Origin of the sequence: Stenotrophomonas sp. AN71, from assembly GCF_050435725.1 — a bacterium.
Taxonomy (GTDB): Bacteria; Pseudomonadota; Gammaproteobacteria; order Xanthomonadales; family Xanthomonadaceae; genus Stenotrophomonas.
The window spans coordinates 220,393-238,231 of sequence record NZ_JBNDKU010000004.1; the positions used below are offsets into that span (position 1 = coordinate 220,393).

The 17,839-nt window shown below is 67.7% G+C and carries 15 protein-coding genes; 11 read left to right on the top strand and 4 right to left on the bottom strand.

From position 1 onward, the window contains the following. Window positions 1–93 precede the first annotated feature (93 nt). The gene (locus tag ABH900_RS08925; protein ID WP_004150462.1) at window positions 94–273 is read left to right on the top strand and encodes a 30S ribosomal protein THX; all 180 of its coding nucleotides are present in this window, start codon (window positions 94–96) and stop codon (window positions 271–273) included. A 151-nt stretch (window positions 274–424) separates the two neighbouring features. Here the strand turns inward: ABH900_RS08925 and ABH900_RS08930 are convergent, their stop codons facing one another. The 3 genes from ABH900_RS08930 to ABH900_RS08940 form a co-directional block, all read right to left on the bottom strand. Continuing rightward, complete coding sequence (locus tag ABH900_RS08930) at window positions 425–1,681, bottom strand: ectonucleotide pyrophosphatase/phosphodiesterase (RefSeq protein ID WP_429622537.1); 1,257 nt, start codon at window positions 1,679–1,681, stop codon at window positions 425–427. A 106-nt stretch (window positions 1,682–1,787) separates the two neighbouring features. Next, on the bottom strand, window positions 1,788–2,279 hold the full coding sequence (locus ABH900_RS08935) for a methylated-DNA--[protein]-cysteine S-methyltransferase (RefSeq protein WP_429622538.1): 492 nt from the start codon (window positions 2,277–2,279) through the stop codon (window positions 1,788–1,790). Then, window positions 2,276–3,754: an AlkA N-terminal domain-containing protein gene (locus ABH900_RS08940; RefSeq protein WP_429622540.1), complete on the bottom strand. Its 1,479-nt coding sequence runs from the start codon at window positions 3,752–3,754 to the stop codon at window positions 2,276–2,278. Before ABH900_RS08940 ends, ABH900_RS08935 begins: the two co-directional genes overlap by 4 nt. A gap of 474 nt (window positions 3,755–4,228) precedes the next feature. On the opposite strand from ABH900_RS08940, the gene ABH900_RS08945 reads away from it, so the two are divergent. The 4 genes from ABH900_RS08945 to ubiM all read left to right on the top strand — a co-directional run bounded on the left by ABH900_RS08945 (window position 4,229) and on the right by ubiM (window position 7,659). After that, window positions 4,229–5,395 carry a hypothetical protein gene (locus ABH900_RS08945; RefSeq protein ID WP_429622541.1) on the top strand — a complete coding sequence of 389 codons (1,167 nt, stop codon included), beginning with the start codon at window positions 4,229–4,231 and terminating at the stop codon, window positions 5,393–5,395. A gap of 58 nt (window positions 5,396–5,453) precedes the next feature. Continuing rightward, on the top strand, window positions 5,454–5,999 hold the full coding sequence (locus ABH900_RS08950) for a DUF4019 domain-containing protein (RefSeq protein WP_429622542.1): 546 nt from the start codon (window positions 5,454–5,456) through the stop codon (window positions 5,997–5,999). An 11-nt stretch (window positions 6,000–6,010) separates the two neighbouring features. After that, window positions 6,011–6,400, top strand: coding sequence for an MAPEG family protein (locus ABH900_RS08955; RefSeq protein WP_429622543.1), 390 nt, complete (start codon window positions 6,011–6,013; stop codon window positions 6,398–6,400). Window positions 6,401–6,480: 80 nt separating this feature from the next. Beyond that, a complete protein-coding gene (ubiM, locus tag ABH900_RS08960) occupies window positions 6,481–7,659 on the top strand; it encodes a 5-demethoxyubiquinol-8 5-hydroxylase UbiM (protein ID WP_429622544.1) in 1,179 nt (392 codons plus the stop codon). Between the two features lie 11 nt (window positions 7,660–7,670). Here ubiM and ABH900_RS08965 read toward each other — a convergent pair whose 3' ends face one another. Continuing rightward, window positions 7,671–7,892: an RNA-binding S4 domain-containing protein gene (locus ABH900_RS08965; protein WP_108760017.1), complete on the bottom strand. Its 222-nt coding sequence runs from the start codon at window positions 7,890–7,892 to the stop codon at window positions 7,671–7,673. A 267-nt stretch (window positions 7,893–8,159) separates the two neighbouring features. Here ABH900_RS08965 and ABH900_RS08970 point away from each other — a divergent pair, with 267 nt between their 5' ends. From ABH900_RS08970 to ABH900_RS08995, 6 genes are all read left to right on the top strand, one after another. Beyond that, entirely contained in the window at window positions 8,160–10,115 is a 1,956-nt protein-coding gene (locus ABH900_RS08970) for a DEAD/DEAH box helicase (RefSeq protein ID WP_429622546.1), read from the top strand. 215 nt (window positions 10,116–10,330) lie between these two features. Beyond that, the gene (locus ABH900_RS08975) at window positions 10,331–12,754 is read left to right on the top strand and encodes a putative bifunctional diguanylate cyclase/phosphodiesterase (protein ID WP_429622547.1); all 2,424 of its coding nucleotides are present in this window, start codon (window positions 10,331–10,333) and stop codon (window positions 12,752–12,754) included. A gap of 109 nt (window positions 12,755–12,863) precedes the next feature. Beyond that, window positions 12,864–14,528 (top strand): diguanylate cyclase, encoded by a 1,665-nt coding sequence (locus ABH900_RS08980; protein ID WP_429622548.1) that lies wholly within the window; start codon window positions 12,864–12,866, stop codon window positions 14,526–14,528. Window positions 14,529–14,562: 34 nt separating this feature from the next. Next, complete coding sequence (locus tag ABH900_RS08985; RefSeq protein ID WP_429622549.1) at window positions 14,563–15,285, top strand: pseudouridine synthase; 723 nt, start codon at window positions 14,563–14,565, stop codon at window positions 15,283–15,285. Window positions 15,286–15,418: 133 nt separating this feature from the next. Next, entirely contained in the window at window positions 15,419–16,489 is a 1,071-nt protein-coding gene (locus tag ABH900_RS08990) for a sensor domain-containing diguanylate cyclase (protein ID WP_429622550.1), read from the top strand. 120 nt (window positions 16,490–16,609) lie between these two features. Further along, complete coding sequence (locus ABH900_RS08995) at window positions 16,610–17,770, top strand: AAA family ATPase (protein ID WP_429622551.1); 1,161 nt, start codon at window positions 16,610–16,612, stop codon at window positions 17,768–17,770. Window positions 17,771–17,839: the final 69 nt, after the last annotated feature.

The window sequence follows — 17,839 nt, forward strand, 5'->3', positions numbered from 1 at the left end:
TTTCGATCGTGCGCGGGGGCGCCCAGCAAGGCGGCCCCGCCGAACCCGTGTCAGTACGGGGTAACCAGATTTCACACTTGAGGAGTTGAATACATGGGTAAGGGTGACCGCAAGACCGCCAAGGGCAAGCGTTACAACGCCAGCTACGGCAACGCCCGTTCGCACACCGCGAGCAAGGTCGCCGTAGGCGCCGCCGCCCCGGTTGCCAAGAAGACCGTGGCCAAGGCTCCGGCGAAGAAGGCTGTGGCGAAGAAGGCCGTCGCCAAGGCGTGATCCGGCCGACCGACCGGTCCAAAGAAAAACGCGGCGCCTGGCGCCGCGTTTTTTTATGCCTGTCGTTCGGGCCGCTGCGCTCGCCGGGCATGGCCCGGCGCTACCAACGGTGGCGCGGTAGCGCCGGGCCATGCCCGGCGGAGGTGCTCAATCAGCGCAGGGTCTGCTTCAGCGTTTCGGCATTGCCATCGTTCGGCGCGGCCGGAACCTGCAGCAGGTGGGCCAGCAGCGGGTAGACGTCGACATTGTCGAAGCCGTCAATCACCAGCCCCTGGCGGAACGACGGGCCGCTGGCGACGAACACCGCGCGCATCGACGGCAGCGCATTGTCGTAGCCGTGCGAGCCGCGGTCCTGGTGGACGCGCTTGGCGAGCTTCTGCTGGTGCAGTGCGTCCCAGCCTTCATCCATGTTGCAGACGATGGCCGGGATGCGCGGATGAGTGCCGTAGTGCCAGCGTGCCGGCAGGTTTTCCTTCTTCCAGCACTCATAGTGCGCGTGGCGGCCGAGCAGGGCACGTTCGGCTTCCGCCTCGCGGCCGGCCAGCGGCGCGAAGCCGACCGACTGGCCCTGGCTGACAGTGCGCGCGATGGCCGGATCGACCATCGACTCGGTGGAAATCACCTGGTTTTCAGGCACCGATGCCATGCCGTGGTCCGACACCACGATCACATTGGTGGTGTCGGCCAGGCCGCGTTGCTGCAGGCCATCGAGCACCTGGCCGACGATCAGATCGGCGCGCACGATCGCGTCGGCGTACTGCTTCGATTCGGGACCGTGATTGTGGCCAGCCTTGTCCACATGTTCCATGTACAGCGTGGTCAGCCGCGGCGCGTCGGCGCCGGTCTGTGCCAACCAGTCGAGCACGATGCCGGCCCGCTGCTCCAGTGGCTCTTTGCTGTCGTAGGTGCGCCACTGGCTGGGGCGCACGCCGCGGATTTCCGATTCGCTGCCCGGCCACGACGTGGTGGCGGTGCGCACCCCTGCATTCTCGGCACCGACCCAGATCGGTTCGCCACCCCACCAGCGGCTCTCGGTCACTGCTTCACGGTTGCCCAGTTCGAAACGGCCGAGGGTTGCATCGTCCATGCTGTTGTTGACGATGCCGTGGTGGTCCGGGCGCAGGCCGGTGACGAGGGTGTAGTGGTTGGGGAAGGTCAGTGACGGGTACGACGGTGTCATCCAGCGGGCGCGAACGCCGCCGTCGATCATCCGCTGCAGGTTCGGAGTCAGGCCACGATCCAGCGCATCTGCGCGCAGGCCGTCGATGGAGATCAGCAGCAGCTTCGGCGGCGTCGCCGCGGCTGCAGCGGTGGGAGCCGGCGCGGAGGCAGAAGGGGCGGGGGCGGTGGTGCAGGCAGCCAATGGCAGCAGCAGCGCCAGCGAACAGGTCAGGCGTACGGAAGTCATCCGCGCATGATAAGCGGCGGCAATGACGTGCCCAAGACACATCGTGCCGAACGGCCACCTGGGGTCAGATCCCTTCTCCTTTGGAAAAGGGATCTGACCCCGATCTTCAGGCGAACAGCGGTGCCTGGCGCTGTTCCAGCCGCAGCAGCGTGGCCTTGGTTTCCAGGCCGCCGCCGAAGCCGGTGAGAGCGCCGTTGCTGCCGATCACGCGATGACAGGGCAGGATGATCGGCAGGGGATTGCGGCCATTGGCCGCGCCCACCGCGCGGGTCGCGCTGGGTTGGCCCAGATGCTGCGCCAGCTGCAGGTAGCTCCAGGTCTGGCCGAACGGGATCAGCGCCAGCGCCTGCCATACCCGCATCTGGAACGGCGTGCCGCGTGGTGCCAGCTGCAGGTCGAAACCGCTGCGTTGCCCGTGCAGGAACTGCAGCAGCTGTTCGCGTGCTTCCGGCAACGCATCAGGGGCGTAGTGCCAGTCATCGCGGCCGCGTGCCGGGTGGCGGTTCTCCGGGAACAGCACATGCGAAAGGCCACGCTCGTCGCCGGCGATGGTCAGCACGCCGATCGGGCTGTCGAAACGATCGAACAACAGGGTCATGTCGGTTCTCCAACGAAAGTGCCGGACAGGTGCCACAGGTGCAACACGGTATAGGCGCGCCACGGGCGCCACGGTTGCGAGCGCGCTTCGGTGGCGCGTTCGCTCAGGCGTTGGCCCTGCGCATGGCCGAGTACCTGTTGCAGTACCAGGTCGCCGGCGGGAAAGGCGTCGGGCTGGCCGAGCCCGCGCAGGGCGATGTACTGCGCTGTCCAGGGGCCGATGCCGGGCAGTGCCACGCAGCGGGCCACGAATTCTTCCAACGCTTGGCCGGGCCCGAAATCGAGTTGGCCACTGGCGCAGGCCGCTGCCAGGGCGCGCACGGTGGCCGCGCGGCTGCGTGGCAGGCCGATCGATTCCAGCGGCGCTTCGGCGAGCACGTCCGGCGCCGGAAACTGACGATCGAAATCCGGCGGCATGCCTGGCAGGTGCGCACCATGGGCATCCACCAGCCGTCGTGCGAAGGTCGTGGCCGCAGCCACGCTGACCTGTTGGCCGAGTACGGCGCGCACGCCCACTTCGAATCCATCCCAGCCGCCGGGAACGCGCAGGCCGGGGCGCTCGGCGATGCCGCGCGCCAGCAACGGTTCTTCGCCCAGCGCAGCGTGGACCTGCTGCAGATCGGCATCCAGGTCGAACACGCGGCGCACACGGCGCACGATGTCCGGAATCAGCCGTGGATCGACTGCGCCCAGCTGCAGGCGCAGCTCCGGCCGCTTCGGATCGGCGGTGACACGCAGCAGGGTGGGACGCTCGGGCGTGCCCAGCACGCGTTGATAGCTGTCTTCGCCGATCAGCTCGATGCCGGGCAGGCTGCGCTTGCGCAGGAAGGCAAGCATGCGCGGGAAATCCAGCGGCGGCCGGTAGACCAGGCGCAGCACCAGGCCGCCGTCGTCGCTGGCCAGCGGTTGATGCTGGCGGCGCAGTGCACTGGGCGCCATGCCGCAGCCCTGCAGGAAGGCGGTATTGAAACGACGCAGGCTGTTGTAGCCGGCGGCCAGCGCCACGTCGGTCACCGCCAGCGTGGTCTCGGTCAGTAGCTGCTTGGCCAGCAGCAGGCGATGGGTGGCGTGGATCTGCCCGGGTGTCGCGCCAAGGTGCTCGACGAATACACGCTGCAGCTGGCGCGCACTGAGGTCGAGCTTCGCTGCAAGATCGGCCACTGGCTGCTCCTGCAGGAACCCCCCGTGGATCAGCGCCAGAGCGCGCTGTACGGTCTGCCCGGCCAGTGCCTGTTGGGCCTGCGGCGCCAACTCGGGGCGACAGCGCAGGCACGGCCGGTAGCCGGCTGCTGCTGCGGCGGCGGCCGTTGGGAAGTAGCTGATGTTGCGCGGCTTCGGCGGGGGCGCCGGGCAGACCGGTCGGCAGTAGATGCCAGTGCTGCGCACGGCGGTGAAGAACACGCCGTCGAAGCGTGCGTCGCGGGCCAGGCGGGCGCGGTCACAGGCGGCAGTGTCGAGGGCGAGGGCGGTGTCCATGGCGCCAGTCTAGGCCTCTGTCGAGGGCGATACTCGCCACATTCGGACATGGATGCTGAAGGGGGGGCGGCAGGGCTGCGCCCTGCACCCGCAGAGGCCAGAGCAACAGCAACGGCAACAGCAACAGCCGACTTCCTGCGGGATGGCGGGGCGGGTCCGGTTGCGGGGGGGCGCCGTAAATACATCCATGTAGGCTCGGTCGCCGCATCCATGCGGCTCACGCCCCCGCAACCGGACCCACCCCGCCTTCGACAGTTGTCCGCGATCTGTCGGGACGGCGTTCTGCGTTGCTGTTGGTAGGTGTCGACCTTGGTCGACACGGTAGATCCACGCCATGCGTGGATGGGATGTTGGAGGATACCGGGACGGGAATGGACGAATCCCCAGGGTCAGAGGGGGTTCAGTGCCAAGCGCTGAATGCGCGACGTGGACGGGTAGACTGTGGCCCTTGCTCCCCTGGAATCCGGTTGCCCGATGTCCGCCAAACTCCGCTGGTTGCCCCTGTTGTGCCTGGCCCTGGCGGGCTGCAGTCAGCTGGAGAATCCAGGCAATGTGACCGCTGCCGACAAGGCGGCACGAGCGCCGGCCAGCGATGGCGAGAACATGGTCTCGATCAATGCCGCCGATGCACCGCCGCCGCCGGCACCGCCGCGCAGCCGCGCCGATCGGCCGTGGCCGCAGGCGCAACTGGAGAATGGCCGCGCCTGGGTCAGTTGCAGCACCGAATACGCTGGCGATGCGGGCGACGGCATCGAGCTGGAAGGCCTGCAGCGTGACCAGATCACCCAGGTGCTGGCGCCGTGCGCCGAACGTGGCCTGATGCGCGTGCGCTACGCCGGCAAGATCAACCCGGGTTTTGCCGAGATGATGTGGCGGCTGGCCGTGGTCGCCGACGAACAGAAGATCCACAAGCGCATCCTCGATCTGGATTCCAGTGGTGGCCAGGTGGAATCGGCCATCGTGGCCGGTGACAGCATCGGTGAATCGGGCTGGACCATCTGGGTGCGCGAGGGCTCGATCTGTCACAGCGCCTGCGTGTTCGTGTTGGCCGCGGGTGACAACCGGCTGCTGACCGGCAAGGTCGGCATCCATCGCATGATGCGCATCAGTTCCAAGGCGACCTCGCGCGCAGAGCTCAATCGCGAACTGCACGAGGTCTACGACAACGTGAAGGATTATCTGCAGCGCAACGGCGTGGCCGTAGGTGTGGCCGACCTGATGATGACCGTACCCAACCGCAGCCTGCGCCTGTTGACCCCGGACGAGCTGCGCCAGTACGGACTGGATGGCACCAACGCGGTGCAGGATGATCTGGAGCGGATCAAGCAGATGCGTGCGTGTGGCGATGATTTCGTGCAGCGCAAGGATGCCTTCCTGATCGCTTTCGATCAGCAGTGCAAGCGCGAAGGCGCCGACATGGAATCGATCAACAGCTGCGGCCAGGCACTGAAGCAGCGCTTCGGTTTCCCGGATGCGGTGTGCCCGGACGAAAGCCCGCTCTCGGAGATCGACGTGGCAACGTTGCCGCCGGCGCCTTCGCAGACGCCTCCGCTGGCAGAACAGGCGCCGACGACGGATGCCGCCAGGCCCGCCGCGCAGGCCGAGGCCGGGGCGGTGGAAGGCAGCGTCCACGCGCGCTGACGAAGCGGTCACCGTGCTGGCGTAGACTGCGGTTCTTTCCTTCGAACCGGCGGTGTCCATGAAGCGCGTGCTCCTGCTGCTGTCCCTGATGCCATTGAGCGCGTGGGCGCAGGCGCCTGCACCGGCTACGCCTGCACCGGCCCCGGCGCGCCCGGCGCCGGCATCGCCGGGGGCTGCGAAACCGATCACCGCTGCCACCCCTGCTTTGACCGCCGCGCAACAGGCCCAGGTGCAGAAGCAGGATGCGGAAATGGGCGCGGCCGCAGTGAAGGTGGCGCAGCTGGTCGATGCCAATCGCGTGGGCGAGTTGTGGGATGGCGCATCGACGGTCGCGCGGCGTGCGGTGCCGAAGGTGGCCTTCGTCACCCAGCTGACCACCGAGCGCACGCGCCTGGGCGCACTGGCCGGCCGTGGCCAGCCGACCATCACCCGGGTCAAGTACAGCGCTGGTGCTGCCGTGCCGGAAGGGCTGTACATCAACGTCAGCTTCCCGACCCGCTTCGCCAACAGCACGCAGCCGGTGCGCGAGCTGGTTTCGTTCCGTTTCGACGAAGACCAGGTGTGGCGCCTGGCCGGCTACAGCCTGCGTGCGACGGCACCTTGAGGAGATGAGTGATGGCAACTGAACTGACGATGTTGGCCTGGTCGGTCCTGCTGGGCTTCGTCTACATCTTCGCCACCTCCACCGTGGTCACCCGCGAGCGCGGGATGAAGTGGAATGCCTCGGCGCGGGATGGCGATCCCAGGCCGCTCAGCGCGCTGGCCGGTCGCCTGCAACGGGCGCAGGCCAACTTCCTGGAAACCTTCCCGTTCTTCGCCGCCGCGGCAATTGCGGTGGTGCTGGCCGGGCGCGGCAACGACACCACGGCGCTGGCGACGCAGGCGTATTTCTGGGCACGCGTGGCCTATCTGCCGCTGTATGCCGCAGGCGTGCCCTATGTACGCAGCCTGGTCTGGGCGGTGTCGCTGTTGTCGATCCTGGCGTTGGTGTTCGCGTTGCTGTGATGCGCGGCTGATTCAGATCAAGGCTGGTCAGGCAGCCAGCGCTATGCTGGCCCGGACTGAATCAACGGCGGGAGGCGCGCATGCGCAGGATGGACGTGGTGGTGGTCGGCGCCGGACCGGCGGGCCTGTGCTTTGCGCGTGCGCTGGCTGGCAGCGGTCTGCAGGTCGGGCTGGTGGACGTGCAGCCGCGACATGTGCTCGCCGAAGCCGCCTTCGATGGCCGCGAGATCGCGTTGACGCATGCCTCGCGGCAGAGCATGGAACAGCTGGGCCTGTGGCAGTGCCTGCCGCAGGCCGAAGTCGCCGAACTGCGCGATGCCAAGGTGATGAATGGTGGCTCGCCGTTCGCGCTGACCTTTGCCAGCGGCCACACTGATGGCCAGCCACTGGGCTGGCTGGTGCCCAACCACCTGATCCGTCGCGCCGCGTGGGATGCGGTGCAGGGCCAGGACGGGCTGCACCTGTTCGATGGACGCAAGGTGCAGGGCGTGCAGGCCGACGCGCAGGGCCATGTGGTCATGCTCGACGACGGCAGCGCGCTGCATGCACGCCTGCTGGTGGCGGCCGACAGCCGCTTCTCCGCCACCCGTCGCATGTTGGGTATTGGTGCGCAGCTGCGCGACTTCGGCAAGTCGATGCTGGTGTGCCGGATGCAGATCGAGCGCGACCATCACCACACTGCCTGGGAATGGTTCGGTTACGGCCGCACGATGGCGTTGCTGCCGCTCAACGAGGGCCAGGCCTCGGCGGTGATCACGCTGCCGCCACGGCAGATCGAGGAACTGCTGGCGATGGACGAGGTGGCTTTCGGTGAAGCCATCAGCGGCTGCTTCGAACATCGCCTGGGACGGATGCAGCCGGTGGCGACGCCGCAGGCATATCCGCTGGTTGGGGTGTATGCACACCGGTTCGTCGGCGAGGGCTCGGCGCTGATCGGCGATGCCGCCGTGGGCATGCACCCGGTCACCGCGCATGGCTTCAACCTGGGCCTGGCCAGCGCGCAACGGCTGGCGCAGGGCATCGTCGCGCAGCAGCGGCATGGTGCGGACATCGCGGCGGCCGGCATGCTGGCCAGCTACCAGCGCGGCCATCGGCTGGCGTCGCGGCCGCTGTACGAGGCCACCAATGCGATCGCCAGTCTGTACACCGACGATCGCCGTCCGGCCCGGCTGCTGCGAGCGGCCGGCCTGCGCCTGGCGCAGGGCGTGGCGCCGTTCAGGCAGTTGATCGCCACGCACCTGACCCAGCGCGTGGCCTGAACGGATTCAGATCAGCTGGCAGCCAGCACCCGGATCTGGCTGTCGGCGAATTCGACCACCTGGCCTGCGCGGATCTTGCAGGCCTTGCGCAGTTCAACCTCGCCGTCGACCAGCACCTGGCCCTCACTGATGACCATCTTGGCCTCGCCGCCGCTGGTGACCAGGTCGGCCAGCTTGAGCAACTGCTTGAGTTCGACGTAGTCGCCGTCGAGGTCGAATTCGAGAATCTGCATGGAATGGAGTTCCTGGAAAGGGGCGCAGGCCATCGGCCATGCGGGGAAAGCGGGCGCGTATTGTGCGCCAGCACAGGCCATGGCGGCACACGCGCGACAACCTGTACGCATGGTTCAGGATCAATGCGGTATTATTCCGCCCTGAGCGAGTGAATCTCCCTCCGACCGAGCAGCGCCAGGGCACGCGATAAGAAGGGCGCCCAAAGCGCGGACCATCCCTTTATTTATCGCACTGCCATGCAGATGGCCGTGCCTTTGGAGTTTTCCATGTCCCAAGAATCCCAAGCGCCGCTGCAGTTCTCGCAGCTTGGCCTGTCCGAGCCTGTGATGCAGGCAGTGGCCGCCATCGGCTATGAAACCCCGTCGCCGATCCAGGCCGCGACCATCCCGGCGATGCTGGAAGGCCGTGACGTGCTGGGCCAGGCCCAGACCGGTACCGGCAAGACCGCAGCGTTTGCACTGCCGGTACTGTCCAACATCGACCTGCAGCAGATCAAGCCCCAGGCCCTGGTGCTGGCCCCGACCCGTGAGCTGGCCATCCAGGTCGCCGAGGCGTTCCAGTCCTATTCGTCGAAGATCCCGGGTTTCCGCGTCCTGCCGGTGTACGGCGGCCAGCCCTACGGCCAGCAGCTGTCGGCCCTGCGCCGCGGCGTGCACATCGTGGTCGGCACCCCCGGCCGCGTGATCGATCACCTGGACCGCAGCACCCTGGATCTGTCCGAGCTGAAGACCCTGGTGCTGGACGAAGCCGATGAGATGCTGCGCATGGGCTTCATCGACGACGTTGAAGCCGTGCTGAAGAAGCTGCCGGAGAAGCGTCAGGTGGCCCTGTTCTCGGCCACCATGCCGCCGCAGATCCGCCGCATCGCGCAGACCTACCTGCAGGACCCGGTGGAAGTGACCATCGCGGCCAAGACCACCACCTCGGCCAACATCCGCCAGCGTTACTGGTGGGTGAGTGGCATGCACAAGCTGGACGCACTGACCCGCATCCTGGAAGTCGAGCCGTTCGACGCGATGATCATCTTCGCGCGTACCAAGGCCGGCACCGAGGAACTGGCCAGCAAGCTGCAGGCCCGTGGCCTGGCGGCGGCAGCGATCAACGGTGACATGCAGCAGGCCCAGCGTGAGCGCACCATCGCCATGCTGAAGGAAGGCAAGCTGGACATCCTGGTCGCCACCGACGTGGCCGCCCGTGGCCTGGACGTGGAGCGCATCAGCCACGTGCTGAACTACGACATCCCGTACGACACCGAAAGCTACGTGCACCGCATTGGCCGTACCGGCCGTGCCGGCCGCAGCGGCGAAGCGATCCTGTTCGCCACGCCGCGCGAAAAGGGCATGCTGCGCCAGATCGAACGTGCGACCCGCCAGCCGATCGAAGAAATGCAGCTGCCGAGCGTGGAAGCGGTCAACGACAACCGCATCAACAAGTTCACCTCGCGCATCACCGAGACCCTCGGTGCCGGTGGCCTGGACTTCTACCGCCAGCTGCTGGAGCGCTTCGAGACCGAACAGAACGTGCCGGCCATCGAAGTGGCCGCCGCACTGGCCAAGATGATGCAGGGCGATACCCCGTTCCTGCTGCAGCCGCCGGTGCGTGCCCCGCGTGAAGAGCGCGCGCCGCGCGAGCGCTTCGATCGTGGCGACCGCCCGGAACGCGGCGACCGCTTCGACCGCAACGAACGTGGCCCGCGCTTCGAGCGTGGCCCGCGCCGTGACGACGCCGAGGGTGGTTTCGAGCAGCGCCCGCGCCGCGACGTGCCGCCGCGTGGTGCGCCGGAGCAGGGCATGGAGACCTACCGCATTTCGGTCGGTCACCAGCACGGCGTGAAGCCGGCCAACATCGTCGGCGCTATCGCCAACGAAGCCGGGCTGGAAAGCCGCTTCATCGGTCGCATCGACATCCACGACGACTTCTCGTTGCTGGATCTGCCGGCACAGATGCCGTCTGACGTGCTGACCCACCTGCAGAAGGTGTGGGTGTCCGGCCAGCAGCTGCAGATGCGTCCGCTCGCGGCCGGTGAAGAGGTCAACCCGGCACCGCGTCCGTTCAAGCCGCGCTTCGACAAGCGTGGTCCGGGCGGCCCGGGTGGTCCGGGTGGCCCGCGTCGCGGTGGTCCGGGCGGTCCGGGTGGACATGGTGGCGACCGCGGCGGTGACCGTGACAGCCGCCCGCCGCGCCGTGACGGCTTCAAGCCGCGCGGCCCGCGCAGCTACTAAGCCGCCGCTGTAGTCCCGAACAACGCCAGCCCCCGGGCTGGCGTACAGGAAAAGGGGACGGAGGGGATTAAGTCGTAAATGGCAGGCCATGCGCTTATGCCGAAAACGACTTAATCCCCTCCGTCCCCTTTTTCGCATGGCCAACACACTGTCGGTCCTAGGCTGGGCCGGTTCCAAAGGAGGTTGTCACCGCATCACATTCGGGGGGATCCGGGATGGGTAGGAGTGGCACGGACCAACAGAGCCGGCGGGTGCCGATGACCCGTGGGCTGGGACTTCGGTTTGCGTTGTTGACGGGCATGGCGATCGGACTGGTCGGGCTGTCCGCCTTGATCCAGGAACTACAGGCGGCCTCCACGGCCTGGATTGCCGGCCAGGGTTACTGGTCGCGGGGTCAGCAGGATGCGACCGCCGCGCTCAGTCGCTACCTGGCCCGTGGCCATGCCCAGGACCTGGACGACGCGCGCCGGGCGCTGCAGATTCCAACCGGCGATCTGCAGGCGCGGCTGGCGCTGGAGCAGGCTGAACCCGATGAGGACAAGGCCCGGCAGGGTTTCCTGCAGGGTGGCAACGCGCGCGCCGATATTCCGCGGCTGGTGTTCTCCTTCCGCTACGCGCGTGACATCGGTGCTTTCCGTGAAGCAACCGCCCTGTGGCGGCAGACCGATGGCGATCTGATGGCGGTGCAGCGGTTGGTCGACGAACTGCAGCTGAGGCATACGGAGGGAGCGGTGCCGCCTCCCCTTCGCGACCACTATCTGCAGCAGCTGCGCGACCTCGATCGGCGCCTGCAGGTGCAGGCACAGGCGTTCTCGCAGGCGTTGCTGCGGATGGCCGCGCTGGTGCGGATGGCGACGTTGGTGGTCGGCGGCCTGTCGGTGCTGGCGATCAGCCTGATGGCGGTCGCGCTGGCGCGCCGCGTCGGCAAGGATCTGACCGAACACGAGAGCCGCTTCCGCGCCGCGTTCTACCAGGCCAACGTCGGCATGCTCAAGCTCGATATTGAAGGCAAGGTGATTGAAGCCAACCAGGCGATGGCTGACATTCTCGATCACCGTCGCGACATGCTGATGCAGATGTCGCTGGGTGACCTGCTGATGGATGGCGAACTGGTCATCGACGGTGTTGGCCGGATCGACTGGGACCGGCAGCTGCGGCCGAGCGAACTGCGGTTCCGCCGCCGTGATGGAAGCCTGGTCTGGGGTCGCTGGAGCGGCACCGGGGTACGCAGTGCCGATGGCGGACTTTCTGTGTTCGCGATCATTGAAGACGTCAGCCAGAACCACGCGCTGGCCCGCGAGATCGAGCACCATGCCAGTCATGATCCGCTGACCGGCCTGATCAACCGCCGCGAGATCGAACGGCTGCTGGAACGTGCACTGCTGCAGGTGCGCAGCGACGGTGGCACGCACGCGCTGTGCTATATCAACCTGGACCATTTCAAACTGGTCAACGACAGTTTCGGCCACGCGGCCGGTGACCAGATGCTGCGCAGCTTCGCCGACTACCTGGTGGTGGCCGTGCGCGATGGTGACTGGGTCGGGCGGCTGGGTGCGGACGAGTTCGCGGTGTTCCTCGCCCATGCCGGGCAGGACGAAGCCAAGCGGGTGCTGCAACGGGTGATCCGCAATCTCGGCCAGGCCACGTTTCCGGTCAGCGAGGGCAGCCCACAGCTGAGCTGCAGCATCGGCGTGGTCGAGGTCAGTGCCGAGGCACCGGACGTGAACTGGCTGATGAGCGCCGCCGACAGCGCCTGCTATGCAGCCAAGCAGGCCGGCCGCAATCGCGTGCACTGCTTCAACGAGAACCGCATGGCGCTGGAGGAACGGCGCCTGGAAGCCGAGCGGCTGCAGGGCGTCAGCCTGGCCATGGCCGAGAATCGCATGGTGCTGTACGCCCAGCGCATTGCCCGTGTCGGCGATCCCTCGTACCTGCATTACGAGGTGCTGGTGCGCATGCGTGGCAGCGATGGCAGCCTGCACCTGCCGGGCCAGTTCATGCCGGCGGTGGAGCGTTACGGCATGGCGGTGGCGCTGGATCGGCATGTGCTGGGCCTGCTGTTCCGGCACCTGCAGGTGTGCCCGGCGCATGTCCGTCAGCTGGGGCTGTGCAACGTCAACGTGTCGGCGCAGTCGATCGCTGAGCCGGGCTTCCTTGCCTTCGTCTGCGATCTGCTCGAGCGCAATCGTGCGCTGGCTTCCAAGCTGTGCTTCGAGATCACCGAAACCGCCGCGATCAGCAACCTCAGCCAGGCGCGGGCCTTCATCGATGCGGTGAAGGCGCGCGGTTGCCGGATGGCACTCGATGATTTCGGCTCAGGCCTGTCCTCGTTCGGTTATCTGCGCCAGCTGCCGGCCGATATCCTGAAGATCGACGGCGCGTTCGTGCGTGACATGGATACCGACCCGATCAGCCATGCCACCGTGCGTGCGATCAGCGAGCTGGGGCGCGAGCTGCAGATGGAGGTGGTGGCCGAATGGGTGGAGACCGCCGAGGTCGCCGCTGCGCTGACCCGACTGGGAGTGCAGGGCCTGCAGGGCTACGCGATCGAGCGGCCGCAACCGCTGGAACGGATGACCCTGGCCGAACTGCGGCCGGTGCGGCTGGTTGCGGTGAAGGGGCCGCCGGCCGCCGGCTGAACGCGTGGCGGCGACTTTGGTCTACACGTGCGCCGCACCGGTGGCTGCGATAATGCCCGCCAGGGGCGTCGCGCAGTGGGCGCGGGCGTAAGCAGCAACGGGACGTGGCGTGGGCGGCAGGCAGTGGCGGTACGGAACGGGAGTGGCGTGGGTGGTACTGCTGATGTGGTTTGCAACGCCGTGGCCGCTGCAGGCTGCAGCGGCAGAAGCCGGCCGCGACTATCTGCTGGTGGGGGCCGCTACCGATGAACCCACCCCGCATCGCGCGTGTACGCAGGCCATGCTGGCCGGTCCGCGGCAACAGGTGCAGGTGCCGGCACCGCCGGACGGCTGGTCAGGCCAGCCGCAGGCATTGGACGTGTTCAACGTGTTTGCCGGCGAAGTGCGCGTGCAGCATGGTGATCGCGAAATCTGCGGCAACATGCACGACGCGCGGACCCGCGATTCGCGTTTCCGCGCAGGCATCGGCCTGGTTGCGGTGCCGCCGGCGGGCAGCCACGAACCGTTCCTGGCGTCCTGGCAGACGCCGCTGAAGGCGCGCTGGGTGCCGACCCTGAGGCTGGGCGCGCCCAGCCCGGTGCAGCAGAACGATACCGCCCGCCTGCTGGTGCGCGCGGCCTGCATCGCGGTGGCGATCGCGCTGGCGCTGTCGGCGCTGATGGCCTTCCTGACCACCCGCGACCGCAGCTTCCTGGTCTACATCGCCGGCACCGCGGTGCTGGTGTTGTGGCAGGCAATCCTTGGCGGGCTCAGTGGCTACCCCGAACCGTGGCTGCCGGTGGGCGAGCGCGGAGCCTGGTGGTTGCTGGCGCTGACCGCGGCCACCCAGGCACTGGTACTGCCCGCGCTGTGGCGCCTGAACGGCGGCGATCGGCTGCTGCCGCGCTCGCGCCCTGTCCAGCTGCTGGTGCTGTGGGGCCTGTTGGTCCTCGCCGCGTGGGTGCCGTGGCTGCACTGGGACCGCCTGGCCTGGGTGGCACGGGGCCTGCAGGTGTCCTACCTGCTGGGCTGCGGCCTGGCGCTGGTGGTCGGTGTGTGGGCGCGGCTGCGTGGCGACCGCTGGGCGCAGGCGGGGCTGGCCGCGCTGGCGCCGATGCTGGTGCTGATCGTTGCCGACGCATGCCGTGCCGAGTGGCTGCTGGAGTACCGGGTGGAAGCGCTGCAGCTGGCGGTGACCTGGCTGCTGATGATGGCGGCGTATGCCATGAACCAGCGACTGGGCCGGCTGCGCCAGCAACGTGATGAACTGCGCCAGCTGGCCGAGACGGACGGCCTGACCGGCCTGCCCAACCGGCGTGCCGGCCTGCAGCAGCTGGCACGCCAGCTCGAACGGGTGGATCGCGAACGCGGCCCGCTGGTGATCGGCTTCCTCGATATCGACCTGTTCAAGGACATCAACGACCGCCATGGCCATGCCGTCGGTGACCAGGTCCTGGTGGCGGTGGCGCGCGCGTTGCGTGCGGCGGTGCGCAGCCAGGACCAGGTGGTGCGGATGGGCGGCGAGGAGTTCCTGCTGCTGATGCCGGGCATGCCACGCGAGGCCGCCTCGGCACGGCTGGACCGCCTGCGTCAGCGCATCACCGAGGCGGGCCGGGCGTTGCAGGTGCCTGGCCTGGAAGTGACCGCCAGCATCGGCCTGGCGCAGTGGCGGCCGGGCGAGGATGACCTGGCCGCCCTGCTGCGGCGGGCCGACCATGCCATGTATGTGGCCAAGCGCGGTGGCCGCAACCGGGTGTTCGACGGGGAAGAGCTCGATCCGCCTGCGCTGGCATGAAGCAACGGGGGCGGCGATGCCGGATAATGGTGCGATGACCACCCGACTCAACAAACATATCGCCGACACCGGCTTCTGCTCCCGCCGCGAGGCCGATCGCCTGATCACCGCGCGCCGGGTCACCGTCAACGGCCACCCGGCCGGCACTGGCGCGGTGGTGGGCGAGGAAGACCAGGTGCTGGTTGACGGCCAGCCGCTGCGCGCGCGGGTTGCCCGCAAGCCCGGCGCCCGCCGCCACGTCTACATCGCGCTGAACAAGCCGGTGGGTATCACCTGCACCACGGAAAGTTCGGTCAAGGACAATATCGTCGACTTCGTCGGCCACGAGCAGCGCATCTTCCCGATCGGCCGCCTGGACAAGGAGTCGGAGGGCCTGATCCTGATGACCAGCAACGGCGACATCGTCAACCAGATCCTGCGTGCCGAAAACGGCCACCAGAAGGAGTACCTGGTGGCGGTGAACAAGCCGGTCACCGATGAATTCCTGCGTGGCATGGCCCGTGGCGTGCGCATCCACGACCAGATGACGCTGCCGTGCAGGACCTCGCGGATCGCCAAGTTCGGTTTCCGCATCACCCTGCAGCAGGGTCTGAACCGGCAGATCCGCCTGATGGCCGCCGAGTTCGGCTACCGCGTGACCCAGCTGCGCCGCGTGCGCATCGACAACATCAAGATCGGCGCGTTGAAGCCCGGACAGTGGCGCAACCTGACCGAGCAGGAACTGCAGGGCCTGCTGCCGAAGCAGCTGGACTGGTAGTACCGGCCGCTGGCCGGCTGTGATGGGCGTGCAACGCAGGGGGATGCCGGCTGGCGGCCGGCACCCCCCGATGTGCGGATTGCAGGCCAGCATCCGCTAGACTTCGCAGTGACCTGCCGGAACGTGACGCTGCATGATCAAGCCCGACAAGCCTGCCAACGAAGCCCTTCGCCTCGAGGCGCTGTACCGTTACCGGATACTGGATTCGGAGCGCGAAAAATCCTTCGACGACCTGGTGGTGATCGCCAAGGCCGTCTGTGGCACGTCGATGGCGGCGGTCACCCTGATCGACGTCGAGCGGCAATGGTTCAAGTCGATCCAGGGCATCGATGCAGCGGAAAACCTGCGCAGTGAATCGATGTGTGGTCACGCCATCCTGCAGCCGCAGGAAATCATGGTGGTGGAGGACGCGCTGCAGGACATCCGCTTCCATGACAACCCGGTGGTGGCCGGCGACCCGCATATCCGCTTCTACGCCGGCGCGCCGTTGATCAGTTCCGACGGCCTGCCACTGGGCACGCTGTGCGTGTTCGATGCCCAGCCGCAGCACCTGGCCAGCGACAAGGCCGAGGCGCTGGCCGCGCTGTCGCGGCAGGTGATGCTGGTGATGGAGCTGCGCCGTTTCGCGCTCGACATCCAGAAGCACATGCTGGAACGCGATGACTACGAGCGCCTGCTGTCGGAGTACCAGGACGTGCTGCTGGCGCAGAATGCCGACCTGGCCGAGCAGAGCCGCACCGATGCGCTGACCGGCCTGCCGAACCGGCGGGCGATGGCGGCCGCGCTGGAGGAGGCCGCCGCTGTGGTCGATGGGCAGCCCGGAGTGGCCTGCGTGGCGCTGCTGGACATCGACCATTTCAAGCACATCAACGATTTCCAGGGCCACGCGACCGGCGACCGGGTACTGGCTGAGCTGGGTGTACTGTTGCGCTCGCACTTCGCCGGGCGCGGCATGGCCGCGCGCTATGGCGGTGAGGAATTCGTGGCGGTGATGCCAGGCACCGACCTGCGCACCGCCGAGCTGCAGTGCGAGTTCCTGCGCCTGGCCGTGGCCGATCTGCCATTGGGATTCCCGGTGACGATCAGCATCGGCCTCGCCCAGCACCAGCCGGGTGAAAGCGTGGATGAAACGCTGGCACGCGCCGACAAGGCGTTGTACCGGGCCAAGGGCAATGGCCGCAACCGGGTGGAACTGGCGGGCTGAATCCCCCGCCTGGTAGATCCATGCCACGCGTGGATGCTGTTCCTGATTCAACACCGTCGCGTCGCAACCCCTGCGATCAAGAACAGCCAGCATGGTGCATCCATTCCCCCGGACGCGCCCATGCTGCAGACCCTGGCCATCGCCCACTACCGGTCATTGCACGGACTGGTGCTGCCGTTGCAGCAGTTGAACGTGATCACCGGCGACAACGGCAGCGGCAAGTCCAGTCTGTACCGCGCGTTGCGCCTGCTGGCGGAAACCGTGCAGGGCGGCGTCGCCGCGGTGCTCGCTCGCGAGGGCGGCCTAGGTTCGGCGCTCTGGGCAGGCCCCGAGATGATTGATCGCCGGGTCACCGCCGGTGAAATGCCACTGCAGGGCGGTCCCCGGCAGGCGTCGGTGGGGCTGAAGCTGGGCTTCACCACCGACGAATTCGGCTATGCCATCGATCTCGGTTACCCGCCGCCCAGTCGGTCGGCGTTCGCGCTGGATCCGCAGATCAAGGCGGAGGCGATCTGGGCCGGGCCGTTCCTGCGCAGCGCCAATCTGCTGGTCGATCGGCGCGGGGCGGTGGTCCGGCAGCGCCACGCGCGTGGCTGGGATCTGGTTGATGAACGATTGTCGCTGTTCGACAGCCTGTTCACCCAGGTGGGTGACCCGCAGCGCATGCCGGAGACCATCGTCCTGCGCGAGTACATCCGTCGCTGGCGCTTCTACGATCACTTCCGCAGCGATACGGATGCACCGGCGCGGCAGCCCGCGATGGCCACCCGTACGCCGGTGCTGCATCACGACGGCCGGGATCTGGCGGCGGCCTGGGTGACCATTCTCGAGATCGGTGACCCGGTTGCGTTGGCACGCAGCGTCGACGATGCCTTCCCCGGTGCCTCGGTCGGCTTCGAGGAGCTGGATGGCCGATTGGCCCTGCGTTTCCACCAGCCGGGCCTGTTGCGGCCCTTGTCGATGGCCGAGCTGTCCGATGGCACCCTGCGCTTCCTGCTGCTGGCTGCGGCCCTGCACACCCCGCGCCCACCGCCGTTGCTGGTGCTCAACGAGCCGGAGACCAGCCTGCACCCGGACCTGCTGCCGGCGTTGGCGCGGCTGATCATCGCGGCCAGTGCGCGCAGCCAGGTCTGGGTGGTGTCACACGCCAGCCGCCTGATTGCGGCGCTTGAACAGGCACCGGGGTGTCACTCGCTGCACCTGCACAAGGCGCAGGGCCGCACGTTGCTGAGCGGGCAGGGCCTGCTGGATGCACCGGCCTGGCATTGGCCGCAACGGTGACCCCTCATTCCACGCCCCACACGCATGCTGTGGCCATTCCCACGCTGGTCGCCGCGTTCGGTAGATCCA

Bases quoted from the DNA above. Each gene is read 5' to 3' on its own strand.
- ABH900_RS08925 (WP_004150462.1), top strand. From the start codon at position 94: ATGGGTAAGGGTGACCGCAAGACCGCCAAGGGCAAGCGTTACAACGCC.
- ABH900_RS08930 (WP_429622537.1), bottom strand. From the start codon at position 1,681: ATGACTTCCGTACGCCTGACCTGTTCGCTGGCGCTGCTGCTGCCATTG.
- ABH900_RS08935 (WP_429622538.1), bottom strand. From the start codon at position 2,279: ATGACCCTGTTGTTCGATCGTTTCGACAGCCCGATCGGCGTGCTGACC.
- ABH900_RS08940 (WP_429622540.1), bottom strand. From the start codon at position 3,754: ATGGACACCGCCCTCGCCCTCGACACTGCCGCCTGTGACCGCGCCCGC.
- ABH900_RS08945 (WP_429622541.1), top strand. From the start codon at position 4,229: ATGTCCGCCAAACTCCGCTGGTTGCCCCTGTTGTGCCTGGCCCTGGCG.
- ABH900_RS08950 (WP_429622542.1), top strand. From the start codon at position 5,454: ATGAAGCGCGTGCTCCTGCTGCTGTCCCTGATGCCATTGAGCGCGTGG.
- ABH900_RS08955 (WP_429622543.1), top strand. From the start codon at position 6,011: ATGGCAACTGAACTGACGATGTTGGCCTGGTCGGTCCTGCTGGGCTTC.
- ubiM (WP_429622544.1), top strand. From the start codon at position 6,481: ATGCGCAGGATGGACGTGGTGGTGGTCGGCGCCGGACCGGCGGGCCTG.
- ABH900_RS08965 (WP_108760017.1), bottom strand. From the start codon at position 7,892: ATGCAGATTCTCGAATTCGACCTCGACGGCGACTACGTCGAACTCAAG.
- ABH900_RS08970 (WP_429622546.1), top strand. From the start codon at position 8,160: ATGTCCCAAGAATCCCAAGCGCCGCTGCAGTTCTCGCAGCTTGGCCTG.
- ABH900_RS08975 (WP_429622547.1), top strand. From the start codon at position 10,331: ATGGGTAGGAGTGGCACGGACCAACAGAGCCGGCGGGTGCCGATGACC.
- ABH900_RS08985 (WP_429622549.1), top strand. From the start codon at position 14,563: ATGACCACCCGACTCAACAAACATATCGCCGACACCGGCTTCTGCTCC.
- ABH900_RS08990 (WP_429622550.1), top strand. From the start codon at position 15,419: ATGATCAAGCCCGACAAGCCTGCCAACGAAGCCCTTCGCCTCGAGGCG.
- ABH900_RS08995 (WP_429622551.1), top strand. From the start codon at position 16,610: ATGCTGCAGACCCTGGCCATCGCCCACTACCGGTCATTGCACGGACTG.